The sequence below is a fragment of the Saccharothrix obliqua genome, from assembly GCF_019375475.1.
In the GTDB taxonomy this organism is placed as follows: Bacteria; Actinomycetota; Actinomycetes; order Mycobacteriales; family Pseudonocardiaceae; genus Actinosynnema; species Actinosynnema obliqua.
The window spans coordinates 1-23756 of the sequence record NZ_JAHXGQ010000021.1; the positions used below are offsets into that span (position 1 = coordinate 1).

Genomic DNA, 23756 nt, shown 5'->3' on the forward strand with positions numbered 1-23756 from the left:
ACGGCGACAACGTCCGCCGGTCTCAGGAGGTGGTGACCTCCAGGTCGCCGGCGATGCGCAGGATCTTGGCCACCTCGCGGGCCGGGAGGCGCGGCGCGTCGAGGCGGTGGCGGTATTGCCTGCCCAGCGCCCCGAACGCCAAGGCGTGCGCGGTGGAGCACAGCACGTTGCGCGGGAACTTCTTCTTGGCCTCGTTGGCGACGGACCGGTTGAACGCGATGTAGATGCCGCGCCGGCGTGCTGGCATCTGGAGCGCGGCGAGGCGCAGCGTGGAGGTCTTGCCCGTACCTGCGCCGGCCTCGATCACGAGGTCCTTCCCTGCCGCGCACGCCTCGATGATCGCAGTCTGCTCCCCGGTCGGGCTCAAGCCACCGACCAGCGAGGCTGGAGCCGCAGGCCGAGCACCGGGCTCGGGGAACAGCGCATCGGGTGCCGGGTCGTCGTCTGGCTCGGCGAGCGTCACGTCGACCTCGGACACGTCCGGAACCAGCGGCTCCACGTCCGTCGCCACCGGTGCCTCGACTCGCTCGGCTTGCCGGGGAACGGTGACCGGCTCAGCATGGACCACGGCCTGCAGTGCGGTGCGCACAGGTGCCACCACCGCACCGCCAGCAGTGCTCGGAGTCGGCGGGAGCACGTCCAACAGCGCGCGGACCTGCCGGGTCACTGCGGGCAGCTTGTCCTTTGTGATCGCGTCCACCCCGAGGGAGGCCATGCGCAACCCCAGCTCGCGCAGCGCGGCCTCGACCTCGCGCCGCTGCTCCTCGACTGGCATTGCGTGCCGCGCTCGGTACGCGGCCTGCTGGCACGCCCGCGAGCAGTACCTCATCGTCCGGCCAGGCCCGGACAGCCGCACCCCGAACGACGTCCCGCAGCGCACGCACTCGCGCTTCACCGGAGCACCGGCCCGCACCGTTGCGTTTTTCCTCACACTGATAATTGTGATGAAAAACTGTGCTCGGCCACAAGCCGCGATCGAGTGACCAAGCAACCGCAGAACTGCGGAAGTGGGTAGTGTTCACCGGCTGTGGGAGATCAAGGCGGGCAGCCCTGGCACAGTGCGGGTCGCTGGCGTCCAGGGGTCACGACGAGAACCACAGCGCAGGCCGGTGCAGGGCCGACGCGACTGGCACTCCAGGTTGCGGATAAGCCGTACTGAACCGAGAGGCCGCTGACACAAGATCGACCGAAAGCGTCACATCGGCAGGTGTGACGATGGGCGGCTAAGCGGCAGGCAGTTCGGCCGGTGTTCCGGCCGAGAAGCCTTCAGCCACGGTGAACTTCCGAGGTTTCGTCTTATAAGGGGCATTCAACGAGTCGTATCAACGCGTTTCACGCGAGTGCCGTTGCCGTTCGTCCTGCCGGGGCGGGGGTTCGGCGTCACACTCGCCTCGTGGATGCCCGGGGCTACGGCCGTGACGAGCTGTGCCACCTGCTGCTCACGGGCGCGGACACGGTCGGCAGTGCTGGGGTGCACGCCGCGGTCCACCTGCTCACGTTCACCGCGTTGCCCGGTCGGGGCGACTTCGCCGGGCACGTGGAGATCCGGGTTGGTACACACCTGTCCGGCCGTACGGAGCTGGGGGCGTTCGTGAGGGACTGGGAGCGCCTGGCCCGACACGAGAACCTGGACGTCTTGACCGGTCAGGATGAGCGTCTGGTCGCGTTGGCGGCGGGGTGGGCGGCTGGGGTGCCGGTGCGCCTGGAGCGGGACGCGGCCGGGCTGTCGTCCGCGTCCCTCAGGCGGGTGCTGGAGGCGGTGTTGCTGGCGAGCAACGGCGAGCCGTACTTCATGGTCGTGCGGACCTCATACCAGGCGCTGCTTCCCGGTGGTGGCCGGTCGGGGTGAGGCCGCGGGCCGGCACGCTCGCTCCCTCGACGTGCCGGGCTTTCCGCGTGTCCGGCCCTACGGTGGGGCCATGACGTGGTGGCGACGACGATCGGGCTCCGACGACGGTCGCGTGGCCGGTGCGGGGGGACCATCGTCGGTGCCGCGGCCGTCGTCGCGCACGCTCGCGGAGGACTGGTCGCGGAGGTCAACCAGGTCAACCAGCCCGAGTCCGTGCGGGTACGGCTCCGTACGCGGCTTTCGGCGCAGGACGCGCGGGTCCTGGACGAGACGCTGGCCTGGTATGCCGACGTGCGCTCCCGCCAGGCCGGGGTCACCTTGCTCGTCGAGGGCCTGTTGATCGACTGGCTGGCCGAGGCCACCGGGCAGAACCGTGCCGCAGTCGTCCAGCGCCTGGCGCTCGCGGTCGAACGGCTGCTGCCGCCCGAGTGATCGCACGGCGCGGACCCCGACGACGGTCGGGTGTCCCGCCCCACGCGTAGGAATACGACCCGGTGTGCCGAGGCAGGAGTGCCTCACGTCGGGGGGAGGGGGCACGCGACCTGGCGAGGACGGCCTCGCGGTTCTACGCGTAGTGGAGCCGGTCCGCCCCGAAGGGCGGACCGGCGGTGCAGCGTTGGGCCTTAGCGACTGGTGCGGGGCGGACGACTGGTGTGTCGCGGCCGCCTGCGCCAGGTCCGGTGCCCGCACTGGGTCCTCCACTCGCCCGCGTCGGAGACGATCTTGATCGTCGTCTGGCAGACGCCGCAGTCTGCCGTCTGGGCGTACTCGGGCGTGCTTTCGTTGTCGTACATCGGTTACTCCACATCCTGATGTAGGTGGAGCACCGCGGCGCAGAGGGATATGTCCCCCTGCGCCCTCGGGGAACGCGTGTCGTCGGACCTCCTGAGCTGGGGCTGTTGACTTGACGCACCGAGTTGAGTTGGCTAGCCTTCGAATCGCCGAGAAAGCAATTGAAGACCACCGCTCGCGGTGCCCGTAGCGCTCCTGCTGTAACAGGCGCGCTGACGAGGAATCGTAGCGTAGCTCACCCCCCGTGATCAAGCGGGGGGTAGAGGTGCATCTCCGGTTCCTCTCTTCTAAGAGTAGAGACGTCGCGCAGAGGCGCCTTGACCTGCAACAACCCAACTCTTCGTGTCGGGTGTCGAGGTTTGCCCCGGGCCTGCGGGCGGCTTCAGGGGCGTCGGGGGCGGCCGCCTGGGTTGTCCCACTCTGCAAGGTCTGCGACGCGGATGCCTCAGGCCGTTCTGTTGATCCCAGGGATCACCGTGTAGATCACCTGTGGGTTCGCCGCGCGTGCCGCGTCCAGACTCCTGGTCGCGCGGGTCGGCTGATCGTTGGCGCCTTCCACGCGGTGCCGCCCGCCGCCGGCTACCGCGCTCGGCGGTGATGTCGGCACGTTCCTATGGGAAGGCCGGTCCGCGGAAAGCCGGACCGGCAGGTCGTCCGCAGACGGCAGGCGTGCGCCGTGTCCGCCGGCCGGTGCCGGTTCAGCGACCGGCCATCCGTGCGGCGAGTTCGGCGGCGTCGGGCGTGTGCTCCGGGCGGCGCGCGTCGATCTCGTCCAGGCGGCGGTGGGTGCCTTCCTTGGAGGGCGTGAGGTAGCGCTGGAGGGTGCGGCGGTCCTCGTGCCCGGACAGGTTCATCAGGTCGGCCTCGGTGGCGCCGTCCTCGCCGGCGTGCGTGAGCCGGGAGTGCCGCAGGTCGTGCGGGTCCCATCCCTTCGTCGCGGCTCCGAGGTGCCGCTCGGCGGTGCGGTAGGTCATCCGCCGGCGTCGGCTGGCCGGGTCGACGTCGTGTGCCGGGACGGTGCCGTCGTCGGGCGCGGTCCGGGTGGACAGGAACACCGGGCCGGTGCGGCGGCGGCCGAGGAACTGTCCGAGCATCCGCGCGGTGCGCACGTCGTAGAGCAGCGTGTCGTGCTTGCCGCCCTTGCGGATCGTGCGGGCGCGGCGGTTGGCGCGGTCGAGGTGTTCGACGTCCAGGCGCAGGACCTCCTCGGAGCGGGCCGCGGTGGCGTACAGCATCGACCAGAGCGTGCGGTCCTCCAGTGGCCACCGGCGGTCGCCGATCAGCCGGTCGATCGCGGCGCGGTCGCGCACCCGCTCGCCGTCGGGCTTGGGCTGGTGTTCGCGGCGCAGCCCGCGCAGCACCGCGGCGGCGTCGCCGATCCACTCCCGCTCGGCGAAGTAGGCCGCCGCGGAGGCGACGGCGGCGCGTTTGGCGTTGAACGTCGACGGCGCCTTGGCTCCCCACGCGGTGCGGACGTTGGCGTGCAGCCGCTCGCGCGTCGGGCCGGGGGAGTCGAGGTCGGTCACGTCGGCGATGCCGGCGAACGCGACCGGCAGGGCGGAGGTGTAGGAGCGGACGGTCTCCGGGGAGGTGATCCGCCCGGACCGGCCGCGTCGGGCGGCGAGGTGCCGCAGGAACGACGCCAGCGCCTCGGCGGTGGACACCCCGGCGCCGGGGTCGGCGACGGCGTGGAGGTGTCGGTCCTCGGCCACCCGGACCCCCCTTTGTCAGATAACACGCGTGAAAGGTGCGCCGCCCGGAACCGGCCACCAGCGGGGCCGGCGACCCGCGCGGGCGCTTTTGTCAGATAATACGCCATTATCTGACAACCAGGCTCGGCGGCGGCGACGCGGGTGGCTCCAGGCAGGGTCACCGCGGGCCGCGCACCGGCGATGGTTCGCCGGGCGGGGCGTCCGGGGGTTCCGGGGCTGGGTGGTCGTCGATCCGGATGAGCCGGTGCCAGGTCCCCTCGCGGTCGTCGACGGGCTGGTGCTCGTCGGCAGGCCGCCACCTCGGCGGCCACATCGACTCAGGCGACAGCGGGTGGGCGACCGACGCGCCACGGAAGTCGACGCCCGCAGGGGAGACCTCGCCGTACCTGGCAGGCCCGGTGAACGACGCCTGCGCGAACTCGGCCTCCCCGGCGAACGACGCCTCGCTGAACCCGGCCTCCCCGGCGAACGACGCCCCGATGAACCCGGCACCGTTGGCGAACCACACCTCGTTGAACCAGGCAGCCTCGGCGAACGACGCCCCCCGGAAGTCGGCCTTCCTGGTGAACGACGTCCCGCCGAAATAGGCACTCTCGGCGAACGACGCCCCGTTGAACCCGGCAGGCCCGGCGAACGACGCCCCGCCGAACGCGGTATGCCCGGCGAACGACGCCCCGTTGAACCCGGCAGGCCCGGCGAACGACGCCCCCCGGAACACGGCCTCCCCGGCGAACGACGCCCCGTTGAACCCGGCAGGCCCGGCGAACGACGCCTTGCTGAACGCGGTAGGCCCGGCGAACGACGCCCCCTCGAACTCGGCCTCCCCGGCGAACGACGCCCCGCTGAACCAGACACGCCCGGCGAACGACGCCCCGTCGAACCCGGCAGGCCCGGCGAACGACGCCCCGTCGAACCCGGTATGCCCGGCGAACGACGCCCCGCCGAATTGGGCGTTGCGTATGTGGCAGTTGGACAGGTCGACCTGGACGAGGGTGGCGTCGGTGAGGTCGAGGTCGGTGTCGGGCCAGAAGGTGTCGGCGGGGTGGTCGGTGTCGGTGCGGGGGCGGAGGTGGTCGCGCAGGATGCGTTGGGCGGTGAGGCGGACCTGTTGTTCCTGGCGGCGTTGGTCGTGTCGGGCGCGGGCGGTGTCGTCGGCCTGGTCGTCAGGGGGGTCGCCGGGTGGGGTGAACGGCATCCGCAGATAGGCGCACAGCACGTCGACCACGGTCTGCCGCAGGTAGGCGGGGCGCTCGTTGTCCTGGGCCAGACGTTCCAGGGCGTGCAGGCCGGCCAGCCGGACCGGGGCCTTGTCCGATCCCAACTGTTCGGCGGCCGCGGTGTACAGCTCGGTCACCCGGCGCGCGGCGGCGTCGTGCTCGGTGGCGGCCTGCGCGCGTTCCCGATGGTCGAGTTCCTGTTCCTGGGTGCGCTGCCGCCGCGCGGCGAGGTACAGGGCGAACAGCGCGCCACCGCCTGCGGCGACCGACGCGGCGATCTTCACCGCGTCCAACTGCGCGGTCGTCCTCCGGTCCACGTCGGCCAGGCCCCGGCCCTCGATCCACGACCACAACAGCCACCCGGTCGTGCCGGCGGCCGCGAGCAGGACCACGGCCACCACCGGCATCACCCAGCGGGGCAGCGGCGGCCGCCGCACCGGCGGATCGACGGGTAAAGAGGCGGCGGGAACGCGGTCGTCAGGCACGCCGCAGATCCTGCCCGGCACCCGCGCCCGGTCCGACGGGTCCGCGACAGGTGCACCCGAACGGGCCCCACCACCTGGCGACCCGTCACGATCGACCCTGCGCCCGGCGGCGCTACACCGGGCCGTCGCCTCCCTGCCCGGAGTCCGTCGGGATACCCGCGAAGTCCGAGGCCGGCACCGCGGCGGACCGCCCCAGGCACCGGCCCGACCGGCTACTCCTCGGCCGGGTCCGAGTCCTCGACCTCGTCCAGCACCTGGTCCACCTCGGCGTCGGTCACGTCGGGCACTCCGAAGTGGTCCAGCAGCCTGGCCAGCCGCAGGTCGGTGCGCACGCTGGACCTGCGCAGGTCGTAGAGGCTCGACCCGTACCCGGTCTCGATCTCCCCGAGACGGGCTTCGAGCGCCTGGATCCGAAGCTCCAGGGTGTGCAGTGACGAAGCCATGCGGCAGAGCCTAGCCACCTGAGGCGATCACACCCGCAGGTTCGCTCCGCTCCACCCGGCCGCTCACGGCCGGCCCCGACTCCGAGTCACCGCGCACCCCGGTAGAGCGCGGCCTGCCAGGCGCACGCGTCCGCACCGCGGGCCCGCCACGGGCCTGCGAAGCCGCTGATCAAAGCCCTGCGCGGAGCACACCCGCACTCGGTCGGCCGTCGAATGGCACAGGAACACTCACAAAAGCGCCAGGCTCCGCGCGGAAAGAATTACCGAGATAACTCGGTTCGTGAATACCCGCAGGGGCGGGGGTTTCGCGCGCGCTATACTGGACCACCTCCCCGACTTTCTTTGAAAGCGGGGAGGGTCGACCCTTCCGGGAAAAGCGGGAGGGTCGACCCTGATCTCTGACATCACTAGCGAAAGGACTCGCATGCGACGCTTCACACGCTGGTGCTCAGCCGCTCGCGCCCTCGCCCGCCTCCTTCACGAGCTGGCGAAACTGGCCGAGGGCCACGGCTGGGACTGGGCGCTCGGCGCGTAACCGAACCCAGCCCGATGGCCTGACCAGGGTGCCTCCTGGCAGGTCGTCGCGCAACCGAAGAATAGCCGGGTAATCTCGGCGCGTCAAAGGCGAGCCGGTCCGGGCGTGGGCCTGTTTCGACACGCCCGGACCGCGCTTCCGCCCGCCCGGGAAACGGCGCACAATGGCGCTCATGACCATGGACACCACCTGGGCGATGCAGGAACTGGACGGCTTTCTCACGCTCGCGGAACTCCAGCCGTACGCGGGGTTCATGGGCGCCGCCAAGGGCAACCGGGGCCGGCTCGAGGAGATCGTGGCGTCGGCGCAGGTGGTCGAGCAGATCCTGGACCGGGTCCTGCCGAACTGGCGCACGGAGGTGCCCGACAGCCGGAACAAGTCGGTCAACCGCTGGTGCCAGCACATCGAAGCCGCCCAACGCGCGCGGACGGCCCTGCGTCGGCAGGACGAGATCCGGGAGAGGCTGGGCGACAACGCGCCTCAACTCGACGCCGCCCGCCTGCACCCCTGGATCTGGGAGGGAGCGCGTTCGCTCTGGCAGAGCGGCCACTACCGGGAGGCGGTGCACGCGGCCTGCGTCAAGCTCAACGCCGAGACCCAGAACAAGGTCGACCGTCGCGACATCTCCGAGACCGACCTGTTCAACCAGGCGTTCAGCGTCGACCCGGCCCAGCCCGGCAAGCCGCGCCTGCGGGTCCTGCCCGACGACGGCTCCAAGACCTTCTCCAGCGTTCACCGCGGCGTGCGATGCTTCGCAGAAGGCTGCTACGCGGCCATCCGCAACCCCGTCGCCCACACCAAGGGCGACCTCACCGAGGACCAGGCCCTCGAACAACTCGCCGCCCTGAGCGTCCTCGCACGCTGGGTCGACACAGCCACCCTCGAACGATGACCCGCCCTCCACGGGCACCGCGGGGCAGCGGCCGCGACCGCGACCGGTCGATCGCACGCGTGGCCCACCGTCATCCCCGTCGCGGGCGCACTTCGGCCTGCCACCAGGGGAAATACGCTCACGAGCGTCGGGTGGGCACGATCGTCATCGGCCCGGCCGAACACCGTTGACCGCTTACCGTGGGACGGGGACCGCCGGACGCCACCACCCTGCGTCACCGCGCGCGCCGGCCTTAGCGTCGACTCCGGTACCTGGCACAACGCCAACGGGCGGCCCCGCGAGGGAGCCGCCCGTTGCCATCCGGACCCGCTGCAACGGGCCGGTCGGTCGCGTCTCCGGGTACCGGCGGGGCGGCCGGTGTCAACCGGTTCAGGAAGGTCCGGTCGCCCCGCGTTCACCGATCAACGATTCGAGGACGCGAGAATGAGATTAGGTCGACCCCGCCGCCGCGGCACCTGTCGGTGCGCCGACGCGACACCTGTGTGCGACGACCGGCAGGCTCCGATCGGTCGCGGCGAATCCCCAGGTCGGACGGTCCTCCGCCAGCTCGGCACGTGGCCGGGCACGCTGAGGTTGGTCCTGGTCCTGGTCGTCGTGGCGGGTCTGCTCGTCACGTTGATGCTGGTCGCCCCGGTTCGGCTGGACCTCGGGCCGGTCAGCATCGCCCCTGCCGGACAGGCCCGGCAGGGCTAGGTGGTGTGGCACCGGCGGTTGTCGCCGGTGCCGCGTAATTTTGGTCAACACTGAGGTAATCATGAGCATCACATTGTGCTGCGCGGGCGGCGGTTCCGGCCGGGGCGGTAGAGACGCGGCGGCTGGGACCGCGCGTGGCGGCCCCAGCCGGGGAACAGCAGGTCGGCGGTGCTACGTGGTCGCGCCGAGTCGGGCGAGCAGCGGACGGGGGTCGAGTCGACCGCCGGCCAGGCCCAGGTACAGCTCGGGCCGGGCGCTGCCCTGCGCGAGGACGGCGTGCAGGCGTTCGCCGGCGGGGACGTCGATCGGCCCGAGGTGCCCGTGGATCTGGGCGGCCAGGACGTCGGCCCACAGGTAGCTGTAGTAGGAGGCGTCGTAGCCGCCGACCAGCACGTGCCGGAAGGCGGGAAGCGGGTAGCGCAGCGGGGCGTCGACGGCGTCGAGGCCGACCTCGGCCAGGACCCGCTCGGCGAACGCGTCCAGCTCGTCGGCGCTGGGGATCTGGTCGGGGGTGAGGCTGTGCAGCTCCAGGTCGACCAGCGAGGCGGCGACGTCCTGGTGGAGCTGGAGCCCGCGGGCCGGGCCTGCGGCGCCCAGGCGGTCGGCGAGGGCGGCGGGGATGGTGTCGCGGGTGGTGTGGTGGCGGGCGTAGTCGAGCAGCACGTCGGGCTCCATTGCCCAGGTCTCGACCACCACGGACGGGACCTCGACGATGTCCCAGGGCAGGCGGGCGTGGCCGGCGTCGCCGGGGTAGTGGACGTTGGAGAGCATGGCGAGGGCGACGTGGCCCATCTCGTGCCACACCTGCGCGGCCTGCGCCGGGGTCAGCAGCACGTCCCCGAACAGCGTCGAGTCGGGCTCGGGGAGGTTGAGGCTGAGGGCGACGACGGGGCGTCGGCGCAGCAGCCCGGACTGGGCGACGATCTCGGTGGTCCACGCGCCGGGGCGTTTGCCGGGGCGCCGGTAGGGGTCGACCAGGACCAGGCCCAGGTGCTGGTCGTCGCTGTCGACGGCTTCCCATACCCAGGCGTCGGGCACGTGCGCGGCGAGGTCGCTGCGCTCGCGGAACCACACGTCGAACAAGTCGCTGAGCACGTCGCGCACGCCGTGCAGGACGGTGTCGAACGAGAGGTGGTCGCGGGCGTCGACGCCGTGTGTGCCGTCGTCCTCGCCGGTGCGGACTCGCTCGGCGAGGTGTGCCAGGCGTGGCCGATCCCACGCGGTGACCTGCCGGCCGCCGGTGGGCAGGGCGGCGTCGGCGTCGGCGACCAGGCGCACGGCGTGCGGGGCCAGCTCGTGCAGCAGCCGGCGCACCGCGTCGACCGATCCGGCGGTTTGGACTTCCTGCACGTAGTCGGCGTGGTGCCGGTAGCCGAGCAGGTCGGCTCGTTCGGCGCGCAACCGCAGCAGCTCCACCACCAGCTCGCGGGTGTCGTGTTCGTCGCCTCGGGAGCAGCGCGTGGTGGAGGCGGTGTGGACACGGCGGCGCAGCCCAGGGTCGGCCAGGTGCGCCAGCACCGGCTGGACAGTGGTGGCGGCCAGGGGCAGCAGCCACCCCGCCAGGCCGTGGTCGGCGGCGGCTCGGACGGCGCGGGCCAGCTCCGTGTCGTCCAGGCCCTCCAGTTCGGCGGGGTCGATGACGTGCACCGCGGCGGCGTCGAGCGCGCCCGCCAGGCGGGCCTCGATCTCGGCGCCCACCTCGTCGGCCCGGGTCGTCAGCTCCCGCAGCCGCTCCCGCGCGGCCGGGTCGCGGTGGGCGCCGTGGCGGCGGAACTGCCGGTGCACGCGGTCGAGCAGGCGGACGTCGTCGGGGTTCAGGCCCAGTTCGTCGCGGCGGCCGTGGACCTCGGCGACCCGGGCGGCCAGCGCGGGGTCGAGCCAGGCGGCGGTGTCGGCGTCGGCCAGCAGCGGCGACACCACCGCGTCGACCGCCCGGCGGGCGGGGGTGGCGGCGGTCTTGAACAGCACCGACCACACCTGGCGGGTCGTCCACAGCCGGTCGTGGGCCAGCTCGATGGCCACGATATCGGCCATCGACGGAGGTTCGGGGTTGTCGCGCACGGCGGCCAGTTCGGCGGCGCGGGCCTGGATGCCGGCGCGCACCGCGGGCTCGATGTGGTGGTCGGCGACCAGGTGCAGCGGCGGCCACCCGGACGGCCAGGCGGACGGCCAGGCGGACGGGTTCATCAACGGGTTGACGTGCTCGGGCGTGGTGGTGGACGTGTCCACGGTGTCCTCCGGGGTCGGAGTCGTCGGTACGCCGGGTCGGCGAGACGGGCGAAGGTCAGCCTCGCCGCACGGCGCGGGGAAAGTGCGGGGCGAGCGCGGGGCAGGCGAGGGGCGCGGACCGCGGTGGTGGCATTGCGGTGGACGTCGACGGGCGGCCGGTGGGGGCCGGTCAGGCGCGATGGAGGGGCAGGACCGGGGCCAGGCCGTGGCGGGGAGGTTCCGGATGGTCGCAGTCGTGCAGGGCGAGCATGGCGTCGACGACGTTGAGCACGTCCTGCACGGGCTCGCTGTCGGGGTGCGCCAGGCGCAGGGCGGCCACCTGCTCGCGGATCTCGGTGATGCCGAAGGGCGCGTCGTCGCGGGGCCCGACCTCGATGGGGGTGTCCACGACGGGGCCTCCGGGATGCGACGACGGCTGGGGTGCCTCCCGATCATCCAGGACGCACCCCGCCGGGTGGTGGTGCGCGGCCGGGCCGGCGTGTCCGCCGGTCAGGCTTGGCGCAGTTCGTCCTCGAAGGCGTCGCTGAACTGCCTGGCCGTGTCGCGGCCGGCGGCCTGCTGGACGTCGCGGGTGATTTCGATGCCGAGGCGGCCGGCGTCGGAGACCGCGCGGGCCTTGTCGGCGCCGGTGGCGTTGCCAGCCCTGGTGAGCGCGGCGCGCAGTTCCGCAGCACCGGGACGGGAGGTGGTCATCGTGTTCTCCGTTCGGGGGCGGCCCGCCCACACGGCCGGGCCGGTGGGCGGGGTTACTCGTAGAGGTCGCCGGACTCCTGGTCGGCGGTGATGCCGTCGGTGAGCGCGCGGCCCTCGGCCGCTTCGCCCGCGTCGGGCTGCTCGGGCCCGGTCACGCGGCCGGCGCTCACCGCACGGTCCACTCGGCGTCGTCGGGCTCGGTGACCCAGTGGCGGGTCCCGCCGACCGTGTCCGGGTCGTGGACCTCGACCGACCCGCGCTGGAACTGCACGGCGGACCGCCCGGGCTGGTTGCCCATCGGACCGCCCTCGTGCACGCGGCGCACCATCCCGGTCCGCCCGCCGTCCGGGGTGGTCACCCGGTCCCCGGTGGTCAACTCCGTGGTTCTCCTGGTACCCATCTCCTGCTCCTCGTGAGGGGAGAAGGACCCCGCCCGATCCGGCCAAGGAAGCCGGGCGGGGTCCACCGACAACCCAATCTAACTAGGGTTCAACCCCGAAAAACCAGGGTTGAACCCTAGTTAGATTGGGTGAAGCCGACCCCCGGACGCGCGACGGCCCCGACCTGGACAGGTCGGGGCCGCGAGAGTGGAGATCGTCGCCGCGGGGAGCGGGTCAGGAGCCGGGGCCGGGGAAGACGCCGGCGGCGACCAGGCGCTCACACCACGCCTCGACCAGCGACGGCGGCGGCGCGACCGTCTCACCGGCCAACAGAAGCCGCACCATCCCCTGGAGCGCGCGGGGCAGCGCGTCGGCCGCCAGCCGGGCCCGAGTCGGCGCGCCCTCGACCAGCGCCATCGCGGTCGCCGCCTGCTCCAACGTCACCTCCGCCGGGATGCGCGCGTCGTAGACCCACTGGCCGTCCTCGCGACGGCGCTTGGCCTGCGGACGCACGGTCGGCATCGACACTCCCTCAACCTGGAGATCGGGTTCGACCCGGATAATCCGGTATCCGACCCGCCTCAGGCAACCTAACGCCTCGACGGGCGCTGGGGACCGATGTCCACCTGACGACGCCCGGCGGGAAGGCGACGGCCGCGGCCCTCTTTGGAGAAGCAGCGGCCGTCGTCGCCGTGTCGGTCAGCGCTCTTGCTGGCTGGCGATGAAGCGGGCCCACTGTGCCCTGGGGAACGCCAGCACCTCGGCGGGCGTGTGATCGGGTTCGTGGGCCTTGGTGTCGCCTACCCCGATGTAGGTGCGGCCGTGGTGGTCGAGGACGGCGACCTCGACGCACTGGCCGGTGGAACTCCGGCTGCTCTTGCGCCATCGGGCTGCGGCGAAGTCGGCGGCAGTGGGGCTGCCGGTGGCGCCTTCGGGGTTGGGGTTGGCGGTACTCACTGCGACAGCTCCTTGATGACCTTGTGGATGGTGGCTGCCGTGTGGTCGGGTTTGTCGGCCCTGTCGGCGAGTTCGGCGAAGGTTTCGGTGTAGCGCTTGACCTCCTGGTACGTGTCGTACCAGGACGCGCGCAGCAGCCCCTCGTGGTAGACCACGCCCGGGTCGGCGAGTTGGGGGTCGTCGGGGAAGGCCATGACGGTGAACGGTCCGTGCAGGCCGGGATGCGGTCCTGTGGAGTAGGGCAGCACCTGGATGGTGATGTTGGGGTGCCCCAGCAGCTCCTCCAGGCGCGATAGCTGGCTCCGCATCACGGCCGGGTCCGCGACCAGCAGACGCAACGCGCCTTCGCCGAGCACGACGTGCACCCGGGCGACGTCGAACACGGCCTGACGACGCATCCGCAGCGCGGTGCGGTCGTCGATCACGACCTCGGGTTGGTCCGGGCTGAGCGCCCGGATGATCGCCCAGGCGTAGTCCTGGGTCTGGAGCAGCCCGGAGACCACGAACGGTTCCCAGATCAGCAGTTGCTCGGCACCCTGCTCCAGGCCGACGAACCGGCCGAAGTTGGCCGGACCGTACTGGTCGGGACTGCCTTGGTCCTCCCACCAGCCGGGGCGTTGGGCGATACCGACGCGCTGCCACAGCACCTCCAGCCGTCCCTCGGGCGCGCGGTAGAGGCTGGTGAGCTTCTCCAGGTCCTCGTAGGAGGGCAGCCGCTCCTCGGTCTCGAAGTGCCCGGCCTTGGACTTCGACCAGCCCAACTCCGTGCCGACCGTGGACAGTTTCAGCCCTCGGGCCGTTCGCAGCTGTTGCAGCTCCATCGCCACGCGGCGCCGACACAACGTCGGTGTCGCCGACTGCTCTCCCACCCTCACCCCTTCCGATAGCCAGGCAGCGCCGTTCCCGGGAGCCGACAGAGCAGACGTCACTCCCAGTAGCACGACTCCACCCAAACGGGCGCGTACCTGTAGACACTCCCTAACTGTAGTGTCTACATACGCCGGACGGGATCGCCCGTACCGGCGCAGTTGGCCGGGACGGTCGACCTCGCGCGGCTCGTATGTCCGACCACACGTGCCGCTCATCCTCCCTCAGGGGCAGAGGGCGGCCGTCCCGGTCCCTGGGGAGCGCCCCCGGCTCGGGCTTCGGCCCGGTATTCGGTCAGCCGGGGTCGCGCAACGTGCTGGCGGCCCCGCTCCATCTCCCCCTGGGGCGGGGCCCGCCTCCACACCGACAACGGCTTGGAGGTGGTGGGGATGTGGCAGGCAGTGGTCCACCACTGGCCCGCGCTCGCGCTCGCCCTCGCGGCGGGTGCCTGGGCCGTGCGGGACGCGGCCCGTTCCGTCCGTCCCTCCGAAGCGGATCGGAGGCGGTCATGACCTTGCGTGAACGGTGGCGCGCCCGGCGGACCAAGGTGGCGTGCCGCGACGAGTACGGGTACCGGGGTGTGATCATCCCGGTACCGAGATCAGGCGGCTGTGGCGTCGAACTGCGAACCCCTCTGGGGGTGCTGATCCTGAGCCCCCTGGAAGTCGGCCGGTTGCGCGCCGGCCTCCAAGCGGCGCTGTTCGAGTCGGCCGAGCTGCTCGTCGCCGAGGAGGCCGCGGCGACGGCGTCCACCGACGAGGTGACCCGGTGAACGCGGCCGTGCCCCGGCCGAGACCGCACACCGGGCGCGACCGCACCATCCAACGGTTGGGCGCCCACGGTTTCCGACCCGCACCGGTGTTCTGGAACGGCGGTGTGGCGCTCGGGTTGTTCCGGTGGCGCTCCGACGTGGTGGACAAGATCGTGGTGCCGACGTTCGGACCGTGCGCGTGGTTGCGCACCGAGGTGCTCCGCGTGCCGGAGGAACCGAGCCGGCTGCTGGGCGAGATGCTCGTGTGGCAACCCGGTCGGCTGGTCGACCTGGCGGGCCTGGCTCTCGCGCCGGTGCAGCGCGACGACGGGACGACGTCGTGAACGGCGGGTTGGCGGAGTTCGACGAGATGCCCGCCGAGGAGCAGGCCGCAGCGCTGCTCAAGGCGCTGGAGGAGAACCCGGCCGCGGTGACCGCGATGTTGCAACAGCGGCTTGCCAAACCGGGCGTCATGCGTCCGGAGAGCAGCAGGTGGACGCACGGCTCGGGGTGGGACGTGAACCCCGAGCGCCGGCGCGGCCACCCAGTCTGACCCGGAGGGTGTGGCAGCGCGACGCTCCCGCCGGACGCGCCCCCTCCTTTCGCGGCACCCGATTCCACCGACCCCCTCGGAATCGGGTGCCGCCCCCCCTTTTTTTGCGGATCGAGTGGAGAGGTGTGGTCGTCATGCCCCGGACGCCCGAGCAGGCGCGCGAGGACGACGAACTGGTCGACGGGGTACGGGCGGGCAGCACCGCGGCCTACGCGCAGTTGTACCTGCTGCACCGGTCCGCCGCCCTCGCACATGCCCGCCGGCAGGCACGCCAGGCGGCCGACGCCGAGGACGTGGTCGCCGACGCGTTCCTCCGCGTGTTCGACGCGCTGCGCCGCGGCCACGGACCGACCGACGACGCGGGCTTCCGCGCCTACCTGTTCACCGTGGTGCGCAACGCCCTGCGTGACCGGGCGCGCCTGGACGGCCGTGTCGACACCGTCGAGGACCTGGAGCTGGCCGCACCGGCGGCGGTGCGGGTGCCGTTCGACGACAGCCGGTTGATCGGAGAACTGGAGCGGTCGCTGCTGGCGGCCGCGCTCGGCCGGCTTTCACCGCGCTGGCAGACGGTGCTGTGGCAGGTGGAGGTGCTGGGCCGCACACCGGCGCAGATCGCCCCGGTGCTGGGGCTGAGCGCCAACGGGGTGTCCGCGCTGGCCCACCGTGCCCGCGAGGGCCTGCGCCTGGCATACCTGCAAGCCCACCTCGATCGCGCCGCGGCTTCCGCCACGGCGTGTCGACCGGTGGTCGAACGACTGGGCACGTTGGTCCGCCGCAGCCTCGTCGGACCCGCCGCCGCGGTCGTCCACGGCCACCTGCCGATCTGCGGTTCCTGCCGGAGCCTGCTGGCCGAACTGCGCGACGTCGCGGGTCACCTGCACGTCCCGCACTCGGCCCGCGTGGCGTGATCCACGCCCCGGCCCACCACGAACAGGTGGCTGTGCGCCCACCACGAACAGCCGCGGGCAAGAGGCGGCCATGCTCGATCGTCGTCGGCTTCGGACTGCGGAGTGAACGTTGGATGCGAACGGAGAGGGCACCGATGTGGTTCGGCTGAGGGTGTTGGTCGCATCGCCCGCGACGGGGAAGACCACGTGGTGCGGCAGGCAGAACACTCTCCTGGGCGTGGTGCTGTCGACCGACCGGACCCGTGCCGAGATCGGTGCCGGAGAACACGACCAAGGTGTCTCGGCGCGCGTGTTCGATCTCGTGGCGTCGCGCGCCGCCGAGCACCTGGCGGCCGGGCGGGACGTCACGATCGACGCCACCGGCGCCCGCCGCCGGGATCGTGCCCGATGGCTTGTCCTGGCCGCCGCGCACGGGGCGGTGCCGGTCGCGATCCGTCTACGGTGTCCTCTGTGGACTGCGCTGCGTCGCAACCGCGGTCGGGAAAGGCGGGTTCCGACGCTGGTGTTGGTGCGGATGTGGTGTGCCGTGCGGACGCTCACACCGGACCGGCTCCACCGCGAAGGATTCGCCGAGGTCCGCGACCTGCGTACCTGAGCGGCGGGCAGACCCCCGACCCGGCGCGCCGATCCCGCAGGTCAGTCGAGTTCCCGGAACGTGACGGTGATGTCGTCGTCGTACCCGTCGACGACGAGGTACCAGTAGGCGTGGTGCGGAACTTCCAGTGTCAGCGGGGCCCGGCGTGGTGCGGGACGCACAAGCGGGACGGCGGCCATGATCTCCACCATGAACGCCGGCCGTCCCACGGACCCCGACCCGTTACCCCGACCCACACCACCGTCGCAGCGGGAGCCGTTGCCGCGCTGGACGGTGCCGGTGGTGGCCGCCGTCGTGCTGCTCGCGGCGGCGGCAGCGGGCTGGCTGTTGTGGCGGTGGATCGACGGCTTGGCACTGGCCGACCCGGGGCAGAAGGACCGGGCCGCGGCGCAGTTGGACGCGGTCAAGCTCGCGGCCTCGATCGCGGTGGGCGGCGGCGGACTGTTCGCCCTCTACCTCGCGGCACGGCGGCAACGCACCCAGGAACTGGAGCTGCGGGCACGGCACGCCGAACTGGCCCACCGCGAGGCCGAACTGGCCCAGCGCGACCGCGTCCAGGCCCACTCCGAGCAGGTCGCCGAGCACAACCGGGCCCACGCCGAACGCGTCGCCGCCGCGACCGAGCGGGACGCCGCCGCGCGCCGGGTCACCGAGCTGTATGGCAAGGGCGTCGAGCAGTTGGGCTCGGACAAGGCCCCGGTCCGCCTCGGCGGCCTCTACGCTCTGGAACGCTTGGCCACCCAGGACAACCTCGACCGGCCCATGCTGCGCCAGACCGTGGTCGACGTCCTCTGCGCCTACCTCAGAATGCCGTACGCCGTGCCGGGCGCCCCACCCGCCGACGACGCCGACGAGCCGACCCGCACCCGCCACGAGCAGCAGGTGCAGGAACGCGAGGTCCGGCTCACCGCCCAACGCATCCTCGCCACCCACCTGCACCCCGGAAACGACCCCGACCACCCCGCGGACACCTTCTGGCCCGACACCGACCTCGACCTCACCGGCGCCACCCTCATCAACCTCGACCTAAGCCACTGCCAACCACGCCACACCCAGTTCAGCGGGGCGAGGTTCACCGGGCACACCATGTTCAGCGGGGCGAGGTTCACCGGGCACGCCGTGTTCGACGGGGCGACGTTCACCGAGGACGCCATGTTCGGCGAGGCGAGGTTCACCGAGGACGCCATGTTCGGCGAGGCGAGGTTCACCGGGCACACCGTGTTCGACGGGGCGACGTTCACCGGGCACACCGTGTTCGACGGGGCGACGTTCACCGGGCACGCCATGTTCGACGGGGCGACGTTCACCGGGCACGCCATGTTCGGCGGGGCATCGTTCACCGAGGACGCCATGTTCGACGGGGCGACGTTCGGCGGGGCGACGTTCACCGGGCACGCCGTGTTCGACGGGGCGACGTTCACCGGGCACACCGTGTTCGGCGAGGCGACGTTCACCGGGCACGCCATCTTCGACGAGGCGTTGGTCATCCATCCGGTGCCAAAGCGCTCGACCTGGCCGCGCGGTTGGGAGCCCGCCAGCGAGCACGGTCCGCTCGAGGGCCTGGAGGGTGTCTGGCACCGCCTGGTCCACGTCGACCGCGAGACGTTCCCGTCGGGCGTCCAGGACTCGGCCACCGACCCCGCCGACGGCTGAGCCCCACCCGCGACCGGGCAGGCGGGTGCCGGTGGCGGCGTCGCCGGCGCGTGAGACTCCGTCCGCTGGCACCGCCAACTCGGCAGGGCGGGCCAGTCCCTCGGGGACCGTCACGTCACCTGCGAAACCGCCACGTCACCGGCGAACGACAAGTGGCTTTATTACACGTGTCCGGGTGTGGGCGTCGGGCGTGTCGGCGAAGCAACCCGTGCGGACCAGTGCGGCGTCACCGCGGACTTCCTATGCGATGGGGAACGTGCCGCCTTCGGCGCGGATGACGCGGGTGGCGGTCTGCAGGAACGCGTCGCGGGCGCGGGCGACCAACTCCGGGTTGTTGTTGCCCAGCAGCGCGCCGGCCAGGGTGCGGGCGCTCCAGGTCACCAGGGTGCCGTGGCGGGCCAGGTAGAGGGCCACCGACCGGATGTGGTGCAGGTCGAGGGTGTCCAGCCAGGCGTAGGCGAGGATCTGCCAGCACCATCGGGCCACCCGCCGCGGGTCGCCGAGGGTGAGGACGGTCTTGACGTCGATCAGCATGGTGGTCTCGGGTGTGCCGGCCAGCAGGTCCCCGTCGGCCCATCCGGGGACCAGCACGGGAGCGGCCACGCCGAGCGGTGCGCGGAGGTCGTGGCGACCGTCGGGGTGGCCGGTGGCGCGCAGCTTGTCGACCAGGCGCGCGTGGCGGGCGCGGGCGGCGAGGTCGACCAGGTCGGCCACCGCCGTGTCGGGGGCCAGGGCGCGCAGCTCGGCGACGCCGCCGCCGGCGCGCAGCACCGACGCCAGCCGCGGGTCGACGCGGCCGGAGCGGTAGACGCCCTCGCACACGCCCAGGACCCACGCCGATCGGGCCAGGCCCGCCTCGACGCCGGGGGAGGCGCCCCACCGGCCGTGGGGGGCGTGCGCGGCCTGGTAGGCGCGGGTGCGTTCCAGCAGGTCGACCATCACCGCCTCGGCGTGGGGGTCGACCGGGTCGCGGTGCTCGGCGGTTCCCAGGTCCATCCACCCGTCGGGGGTGCGGCGCAGGGCCAGCGCCCGGCGTCGCTGCGGGGCGGGGAGTCGGGCGTGGCTGGGGTAGGCGGCGGCCTGGGCGTGGGCCTGGGGCCAGGACAGCCAGCCAGCGCGGATCATCCCGAGCATCGCGCCGTAGGGCGGGGCGGGGTCGACCAGGTCGGCCAGGCGCTGGCCGGCCGCGCCGCCGACGTCCGCCCAGTGGTCCTCGCCGACGGCGCCGACCGGGCGGACCGGTGGTCCCCCCGCGGCCGCGACGGTGCGCACGTGGTTGACCACGCTGGCGGTGCCGGTGAACGTCGTCTCGCACCAGCGGCCCAGTTCGCCGTGGTGGAGCTGGCCGGTCAGGCTCACCGGTACACCGACCCGCGCACGGCGTTGCCGGGTCCGTGCAGGTGGACCGGCACGGACCCGCCGACCAACAGGCCGGCGCGCACGGCGCGCTTCACCCCGGCCCGGCCGCGCGCGGCCCAGTCGGTGAGGTACTGGCTGCCCTGGATGAGCGCGCACCGTCCGGTGCGGACCACCGCGGGCCGCCACAGCCGGGCCGGGTCGACCGTGGCCACGGTCTCGACCCGCCCGTGCGGGTCGAGCACCTCCAGCACGCCCGGCGCGGCGGCGTGGGGCTCGTCGTGCCGGAACCGCAGCCGGTACCCGGCCGGACCGGCCGCGGGGGGCTCGTCCAGGCTCCGGATCGGGTGCCACCCGATCCGGAGCAGCTCGCCGGCCAGCAGGTCGACGCGGTCCGCGCCGGGCCGGTCCGCGATGAGGTCGGCGCGATAGCTGAGCATCACCACCGGGAACGCGGAACCACGGCCGGTGTCGAACACGGTGGCCACGACGTCGACCTGCCCGGGGTCGTCGTCCCGGTGCGTCGGCGCGGCGGCCGCACGGGCCGCGATCTGGTCCCGGGTCAGCTCCAGGACCTGCGAGGACCGGCAGGACGGGTGTACGTGCAGGACGAACGACGCCCCGGCACCGGTGCCGGTGTTCTCCGGATCGGCCACGCGCAGCAGCAGCACGGCGGCGTCCTCGTCGGCCGCGAGCCACTCCGCGCACTCCCAGCACTGCACGCGGCGGGCCCACTGCGGGCCGCGCAACCGGGCGACCTGCTCGTCACCGAGCTGCCCGGCCACCTCCTCGGCGATCGTCACGGTCCGGCTCATCGCTTCGCGCCCTTCTTCTCCGGCCCGCCACTGGTGGCGTCCGCGCTGGTCCGGGCCGTGTCCAGGGCCTCGGTGAGGGTTCGGACCTGGGCTCGCAGCGCGTCCAGGGTCTGTTGGGTGGCGGTGTCGACCCGCGCGCGCTGTTCCTCGGCCGCCGCGCGCTCGTGCTCGATCTGCCGGGTGTGCCGGGTCTCCAGGGCGGTGATCGTCTGGCGGTGCTCGGCGGCCTGGGTGTCGAGGCGTTCCCGCAGGTCGGTGAGCTGCTTCTCGTATCGCTGCTCGACCCGGTCGACGGTCGCGCGGTGCTCGGCGGCCTGGGTGTCGAGACGTTCGCGCAGGTCGGTGAGCGTCTCGCGGGTGGTCCTCAGCTCGGCGCGCAGGCTGTCCGCCAGGTCGTGGGCGGCCTGGGCGGTGGCCCGGTCGGCGGCGGCGGTCTCCCGGACCCGCTGGATCTCCTGCGTGACCTGGTCGACCTCGCCGCGGGCGTCGGCGGCGTCGGCTTCGGCGGCCGCCACCTTCGCCTCCGCGTCGTGCTCGACCTGCTCGACCCTGCGGGCCGCGGCGTCCTCGGCCTGCCGGACGCGGTGCGACGCCGTCTCCTCGGCCTGCTTGGCCCTGGCGTCGGCGTCGTCCCGGATCTCCTTGATCTTGGCGTCGTGGTCGGCTTTCCACTGGTCCAGCTTCTGCCGGTACTCGCGGTCGAGGTCGGCCTTGTGCTGCTCCAGGTCGAGCGCGGCCTGCTCGATCGCCGCCTGCGCCTCGTCGTGCGCCGTGCGCACGGCGGTGTGCGCGGCGTCGATCTCCCGCGCGTGCCGCTCGGCGGCCTCGCGGGCCTCGGTCTCGATGCGCTGCGACGTCTCGTCGGCTTCCTCGGCCGCGCCCTTGGCCTCCTCCAGTTGACCGGCCAGGCCCTGCGCGGCCGCCTCGACCTCGCGCAGCCGGCGCTCGGCGGCGCGGGCCCTGGTCTCGGCGTCCTTGACCCTGGTGTCGGCCTGCTCCCGGATCGCCTCGATCTCCTCGACCAGCGACTCCTCGTCGCCGATGGTGCGGACCAGCGTCTTCAGCTCCTCGATGCCGCCGCTGATGCTGGTGACCGCGTCTCGGACCACGGCCTCCAGGCGCGCGGCCCGTTCGGGCAGCGTCCGGCGGGCCGCGGTGACCGGTTCCACCGGCCCGGCGGGCTTGACCACCGCCACCTCGACACCGGAGCCGGCGGCGCGCTCCAGGCGGCGACGTTCACGCAGGGAGGTCTGCGGCGTGTGCGCGTCGTGGCCGCTGCCGTCGCGCACCACCTCGCAGTAGTTCGCCCGCCGGCCGGACCCGGAGTAGGGCTTCGGCGGGTGGAAGCACACGGGGTAGCGGCAGATGCGCTGGTCCAGGGCCGCGTGCTGGCCGACCAGCGTGTGCAGCGTGACGACGTCGGCCACCTGCTCGACCTGCTCGCGCCAGCGTTCGGCGGCGTCGTCGGTGACCGCGCCCGCCTCGTGGGCGTCGGAGAGGGCCCGCAGCACCGCCGCGCGGGCCGCGTCCAGGGTCCAGGTGTCGACCGGAGGGGCAACCGGGCTCATCGTCATGGCCAAATCATACCAAACATGTCAAACATTACGTTCACTCATGTTATCAAACGAATGTAAGTAATGTAATGAATCGGATCTAGTGTTTAAACGCCATAACTGGGACGCGAAGAAGCCCCCTCGCCGGGTGGTGGCAAGGGGGCTTCTCGAAGAGACCTGGTGCGCGGTTCCGGTGACTCGCCGGTGTCGACGTGGTGGTCGACGTCCTGGCGGTCGGTGTGCCGCGCGTGTGGAGTTGTGGGGCGTGTCAGCCGCGTTCGCGGTGGTCCGCCGTGGTGTGGTCGTTGACGCTATCGCATGGCTGGGACCAGCGCAAACAGCGTCATCCGGTCAGGGTGAAGGGCTGCTCGCACACGGCGCAGATGATCGGTCCCAGTTCGAAGGTGGCGCGGGCGATGCGCAGTCGGCGAACGGGCGTGCACGCGCACACCGCGGCGAGCGACCGGCCGACGGGGGCGTCGCCGGGGGCGCCGGTGGTCTCGGGCACCCGGTAGACGGTCAGGGCGGCTTCCAGGGCCGCCAGTTGCTCGGCGTACCGGGCGGCGGTGGTGTCGGGGACGCTGGTGACGGCCCAGCCCCGGTGGCCGGCCTCGGCGACCTCCAGGCCCAGCTCCTCGGCCAGCACCTTGAAGCGCTTGTTGTGGTAGACGCCCCGGCCGCTGGTGTCGTTGATGCTGCGGGCCTCGGCCAGGGCGTGCGTGGCCTCGTGCAGCGAGGTGGCCAGCACGGCCAGCGGGCCCCGGGCCAGGCCCTCTCCCCCGATGAGCAGTTCGTGGACGTACTGCTCGGGCTGCTCCTGGCCCTCGACGCCGGCGGCCTGGTCCCGCCCGGCCTGGGCCGCGCGCAGCCACCTGCGGCTGGCGAAGTGGCCCAACTTCGCGACCTTGCGGCGCCCGCCGGTGCCGGAGCCGATCACGATGGCGACGTCGGGCACGTCGGGGTGGCGGGCCTGGATGGCGCGCCAGGTGCCGGCCAGCGCGGCGACCAGGCGCTCGCTGACCGACTCCCCCGGCGCGACCGGGGTCTCGGGGGTCGGGGTCACCTGTGCTCCTCGGGGTCGGATGTCGCGCAGCTTCGGTGGCAGCGAACCGCGGGGCGGTGCCCTGCTGCACCATCAGAGCCGGCGCGGTGCGGATGTCGGCCACCAGGCCCGGCAGGCGGCACCTGGTGGCGCATCGCCGGGCCGGTGGCCGCGCTGGCGTCGGGCTAGGCGAGCAGCGCCTCGGCACCGCCTTCGGCGATCAGGTGGCGGGCCAGGCGCAGCGTCTCCAGGGTGTCGTCGCTGGTCATCGCCCGGCCTCCTGCTCGGCCTGGTCGCCCTGGCCCTCGTCGACGTGGCGGATGTCGGCGAGGTACGGGCTGGCGTCGCCGCACTCGGTCCGGCACCGTCGCCGGACCTCCTCGGCCACGTCGACCAGCGACTCCATCGACACGACCGGCGCGCGCCGGCGCAGGCGCGAGTTGCTGGTGGCCACGAGCACCTGCATCTCGTCGACGTGGCGACACACGTTGCTGATCATGCTGTTCTCCCGTTCTGGCTGACAGTAGGGTGCCGGGAGGACGGGCCAGGTACCGACTGGCCCGTCCTCGTGGACGTCCTGCTCGACGCGCACGGCGGTGCCGCCCCGTTCGGCGGGGGTGACCCTCGTCGTGTACGCGTCGGTCTCCGAGTCGTGCTCGGTGATGGTGCTCCCGGCCTCGTTCACCGTGGTGACACGAAATCGCATCGCGGTGTCCTTCTCCCTCGTTCGTCGCCGGCCCGGTCGGCCGGGGCGTGTCGTCCCTGGTCCCGGCCCTGGATCGGATC

26 protein-coding genes are annotated in these 23756 nt (G+C 72.6%); 9 read left to right on the top strand and 17 right to left on the bottom strand.

Annotation, left to right across the window (positions count from 1 at the left end):
* Nucleotides 1–22 precede the first annotated feature (22 nt).
* A complete protein-coding gene (locus KZQ38_RS34875) occupies nt 23–775 on the bottom strand; it encodes a DEAD/DEAH box helicase family protein (protein ID WP_219448299.1) in 753 nt (250 codons plus the stop codon).
* Nucleotides 776–1393: 618 nt separating this feature from the next.
* Between KZQ38_RS34875 and KZQ38_RS34880 the strand changes: the two genes are divergently transcribed.
* Together KZQ38_RS34880 and KZQ38_RS34885 are read left to right on the top strand one after the other, a co-directional pair.
* A complete protein-coding gene (locus KZQ38_RS34880) occupies nt 1394–1849 on the top strand; it encodes a hypothetical protein (protein WP_219448300.1) in 456 nt (151 codons plus the stop codon).
* A gap of 78 nt (nt 1850–1927) precedes the next feature.
* Nucleotides 1928–2281: a hypothetical protein gene (locus KZQ38_RS34885; RefSeq protein WP_219448301.1), complete on the top strand. Its 354-nt coding sequence runs from the start codon at nt 1928–1930 to the stop codon at nt 2279–2281.
* Between the two features lie 1058 nt (nt 2282–3339).
* Here KZQ38_RS34885 and KZQ38_RS37395 read toward each other — a convergent pair.
* From KZQ38_RS37395 to KZQ38_RS34900, 3 genes are all read right to left on the bottom strand, one after another.
* Nucleotides 3340–4353, bottom strand: a complete 1014-nt coding sequence (locus tag KZQ38_RS37395) for a tyrosine-type recombinase/integrase (RefSeq protein ID WP_219448302.1) — start codon at nt 4351–4353, stop codon at nt 3340–3342.
* A 157-nt stretch (nt 4354–4510) separates the two neighbouring features.
* A complete protein-coding gene (locus KZQ38_RS34895) occupies nt 4511–6055 on the bottom strand; it encodes a pentapeptide repeat-containing protein (RefSeq protein ID WP_219448303.1) in 1545 nt (514 codons plus the stop codon).
* Between the two features lie 212 nt (nt 6056–6267).
* Nucleotides 6268–6498, bottom strand: coding sequence for a hypothetical protein (locus KZQ38_RS34900; RefSeq protein ID WP_219448304.1), 231 nt, complete (start codon nt 6496–6498; stop codon nt 6268–6270).
* Nucleotides 6499–7205: 707 nt separating this feature from the next.
* Between KZQ38_RS34900 and KZQ38_RS34905 the strand changes: the two genes are divergently transcribed.
* Nucleotides 7206–7925: a TIGR02391 family protein gene (locus KZQ38_RS34905; protein ID WP_219448305.1), complete on the top strand. Its 720-nt coding sequence runs from the start codon at nt 7206–7208 to the stop codon at nt 7923–7925.
* An 864-nt stretch (nt 7926–8789) separates the two neighbouring features.
* Here the strand turns inward: KZQ38_RS34905 and KZQ38_RS34910 are convergent.
* The 7 genes from KZQ38_RS34910 to KZQ38_RS34940 all read right to left on the bottom strand — a co-directional run bounded on the left by KZQ38_RS34910 (nt 8790) and on the right by KZQ38_RS34940 (nt 13746).
* Complete coding sequence (locus KZQ38_RS34910) at nt 8790–10847, bottom strand: M3 family metallopeptidase (RefSeq protein ID WP_219448306.1); 2058 nt, start codon at nt 10845–10847, stop codon at nt 8790–8792.
* Nucleotides 10848–11016: 169 nt separating this feature from the next.
* Nucleotides 11017–11235, bottom strand: a complete 219-nt coding sequence (locus tag KZQ38_RS34915) for a hypothetical protein (RefSeq protein ID WP_219448307.1) — start codon at nt 11233–11235, stop codon at nt 11017–11019.
* Between the two features lie 101 nt (nt 11236–11336).
* Nucleotides 11337–11540, bottom strand: a complete 204-nt coding sequence (locus KZQ38_RS34920) for a hypothetical protein (protein ID WP_219448308.1) — start codon at nt 11538–11540, stop codon at nt 11337–11339.
* A 166-nt stretch (nt 11541–11706) separates the two neighbouring features.
* Nucleotides 11707–11940 (bottom strand): hypothetical protein, encoded by a 234-nt coding sequence (locus KZQ38_RS34925; RefSeq protein WP_219448309.1) that lies wholly within the window; start codon nt 11938–11940, stop codon nt 11707–11709.
* Between the two features lie 214 nt (nt 11941–12154).
* On the bottom strand, nt 12155–12442 hold the full coding sequence (locus KZQ38_RS34930) for a hypothetical protein (protein ID WP_219448310.1): 288 nt from the start codon (nt 12440–12442) through the stop codon (nt 12155–12157).
* Between the two features lie 177 nt (nt 12443–12619).
* Nucleotides 12620–12877, bottom strand: coding sequence for a DUF397 domain-containing protein (locus KZQ38_RS34935; RefSeq protein WP_219448311.1), 258 nt, complete (start codon nt 12875–12877; stop codon nt 12620–12622).
* A complete protein-coding gene (locus tag KZQ38_RS34940; protein ID WP_219448312.1) occupies nt 12874–13746 on the bottom strand; it encodes a helix-turn-helix domain-containing protein in 873 nt (290 codons plus the stop codon). The genes KZQ38_RS34935 and KZQ38_RS34940 overlap by 4 nt, the downstream gene beginning before the upstream one ends.
* 506 nt (nt 13747–14252) lie before the next feature.
* Between KZQ38_RS34940 and KZQ38_RS34945 the strand changes: the two genes are divergently transcribed.
* The 5 genes from KZQ38_RS34945 (at nt 14253) to KZQ38_RS34965 (ending at nt 16551) form a co-directional block, all read left to right on the top strand.
* Nucleotides 14253–14516, top strand: coding sequence for a hypothetical protein (locus KZQ38_RS34945; RefSeq protein WP_219448313.1), 264 nt, complete (start codon nt 14253–14255; stop codon nt 14514–14516).
* A 56-nt stretch (nt 14517–14572) separates the two neighbouring features.
* On the top strand, nt 14573–14839 hold the full coding sequence (locus KZQ38_RS34950; protein WP_219448314.1) for a hypothetical protein: 267 nt from the start codon (nt 14573–14575) through the stop codon (nt 14837–14839).
* Nucleotides 14836–15048, top strand: coding sequence for a hypothetical protein (locus tag KZQ38_RS34955; protein WP_219448315.1), 213 nt, complete (start codon nt 14836–14838; stop codon nt 15046–15048). The genes KZQ38_RS34950 and KZQ38_RS34955 overlap by 4 nt, the downstream gene beginning before the upstream one ends.
* A 134-nt stretch (nt 15049–15182) precedes the next feature.
* Entirely contained in the window at nt 15183–15956 is a 774-nt protein-coding gene (locus KZQ38_RS34960) for an RNA polymerase sigma factor (RefSeq protein WP_219448316.1), read from the top strand.
* Nucleotides 15957–16107: 151 nt separating this feature from the next.
* Complete coding sequence (locus tag KZQ38_RS34965; protein WP_219448317.1) at nt 16108–16551, top strand: AAA family ATPase; 444 nt, start codon at nt 16108–16110, stop codon at nt 16549–16551.
* Nucleotides 16552–16592: 41 nt separating this feature from the next.
* Here the strand turns inward: KZQ38_RS34965 and KZQ38_RS34970 are convergent, their stop codons facing one another.
* Nucleotides 16593–16730 (bottom strand): hypothetical protein, encoded by a 138-nt coding sequence (locus KZQ38_RS34970; RefSeq protein ID WP_219448318.1) that lies wholly within the window; start codon nt 16728–16730, stop codon nt 16593–16595.
* Between the two features lie 10 nt (nt 16731–16740).
* Here KZQ38_RS34970 and KZQ38_RS34975 point away from each other — a divergent pair, with 10 nt between their 5' ends.
* Nucleotides 16741–18204, top strand: a complete 1464-nt coding sequence (locus KZQ38_RS34975; protein ID WP_257902951.1) for a pentapeptide repeat-containing protein — start codon at nt 16741–16743, stop codon at nt 18202–18204.
* Nucleotides 18205–18444: 240 nt separating this feature from the next.
* Here the strand turns inward: KZQ38_RS34975 and KZQ38_RS34980 are convergent, their stop codons facing one another.
* From KZQ38_RS34980 to KZQ38_RS35000, 5 genes are all read right to left on the bottom strand, one after another.
* Nucleotides 18445–19563 (bottom strand): hypothetical protein, encoded by a 1119-nt coding sequence (locus KZQ38_RS34980; protein WP_219448320.1) that lies wholly within the window; start codon nt 19561–19563, stop codon nt 18445–18447.
* Nucleotides 19560–20375, bottom strand: coding sequence for a hypothetical protein (locus KZQ38_RS34985; RefSeq protein ID WP_219448321.1), 816 nt, complete (start codon nt 20373–20375; stop codon nt 19560–19562). Before KZQ38_RS34985 ends, KZQ38_RS34980 begins: the two co-directional genes overlap by 4 nt.
* Complete coding sequence (locus tag KZQ38_RS34990) at nt 20372–21949, bottom strand: coiled-coil domain-containing protein (protein WP_219448322.1); 1578 nt, start codon at nt 21947–21949, stop codon at nt 20372–20374. The genes KZQ38_RS34985 and KZQ38_RS34990 overlap by 4 nt, the downstream gene beginning before the upstream one ends.
* A gap of 322 nt (nt 21950–22271) precedes the next feature.
* Nucleotides 22272–22991, bottom strand: a complete 720-nt coding sequence (locus tag KZQ38_RS34995; protein WP_308258738.1) for a hypothetical protein — start codon at nt 22989–22991, stop codon at nt 22272–22274.
* 244 nt (nt 22992–23235) lie between these two features.
* Nucleotides 23236–23676 (bottom strand): hypothetical protein, encoded by a 441-nt coding sequence (locus KZQ38_RS35000; protein ID WP_219448323.1) that lies wholly within the window; start codon nt 23674–23676, stop codon nt 23236–23238.
* Nucleotides 23677–23756 lie beyond the last annotated feature (80 nt).

Bases quoted from the DNA above. Each gene is read 5' to 3' on its own strand.
- KZQ38_RS34900 (WP_219448304.1), bottom strand. From the start codon at position 6,498: ATGGCTTCGTCACTGCACACCCTGGAGCTTCGGATCCAGGCGCTCGAA.
- KZQ38_RS34945 (WP_219448313.1), top strand. From the start codon at position 14,253: ATGACCTTGCGTGAACGGTGGCGCGCCCGGCGGACCAAGGTGGCGTGC.
- KZQ38_RS34875 (WP_219448299.1), bottom strand. From the start codon at position 775: ATGCCAGTCGAGGAGCAGCGGCGCGAGGTCGAGGCCGCGCTGCGCGAG.
- KZQ38_RS34985 (WP_219448321.1), bottom strand. From the start codon at position 20,375: ATGAGCCGGACCGTGACGATCGCCGAGGAGGTGGCCGGGCAGCTCGGT.
- KZQ38_RS34990 (WP_219448322.1), bottom strand. From the start codon at position 21,949: ATGACGATGAGCCCGGTTGCCCCTCCGGTCGACACCTGGACCCTGGAC.
- KZQ38_RS34975 (WP_257902951.1), top strand. From the start codon at position 16,741: ATGAACGCCGGCCGTCCCACGGACCCCGACCCGTTACCCCGACCCACA.
- KZQ38_RS34920 (WP_219448308.1), bottom strand. From the start codon at position 11,540: ATGACCACCTCCCGTCCCGGTGCTGCGGAACTGCGCGCCGCGCTCACC.
- KZQ38_RS35000 (WP_219448323.1), bottom strand. From the start codon at position 23,676: ATGCGATTTCGTGTCACCACGGTGAACGAGGCCGGGAGCACCATCACC.
- KZQ38_RS34970 (WP_219448318.1), bottom strand. From the start codon at position 16,730: ATGGCCGCCGTCCCGCTTGTGCGTCCCGCACCACGCCGGGCCCCGCTG.
- KZQ38_RS34905 (WP_219448305.1), top strand. From the start codon at position 7,206: ATGACCATGGACACCACCTGGGCGATGCAGGAACTGGACGGCTTTCTC.
- KZQ38_RS34925 (WP_219448309.1), bottom strand. From the start codon at position 11,940: ATGGGTACCAGGAGAACCACGGAGTTGACCACCGGGGACCGGGTGACC.
- KZQ38_RS34960 (WP_219448316.1), top strand. From the start codon at position 15,183: ATGCCCCGGACGCCCGAGCAGGCGCGCGAGGACGACGAACTGGTCGAC.
- KZQ38_RS34930 (WP_219448310.1), bottom strand. From the start codon at position 12,442: ATGCCGACCGTGCGTCCGCAGGCCAAGCGCCGTCGCGAGGACGGCCAG.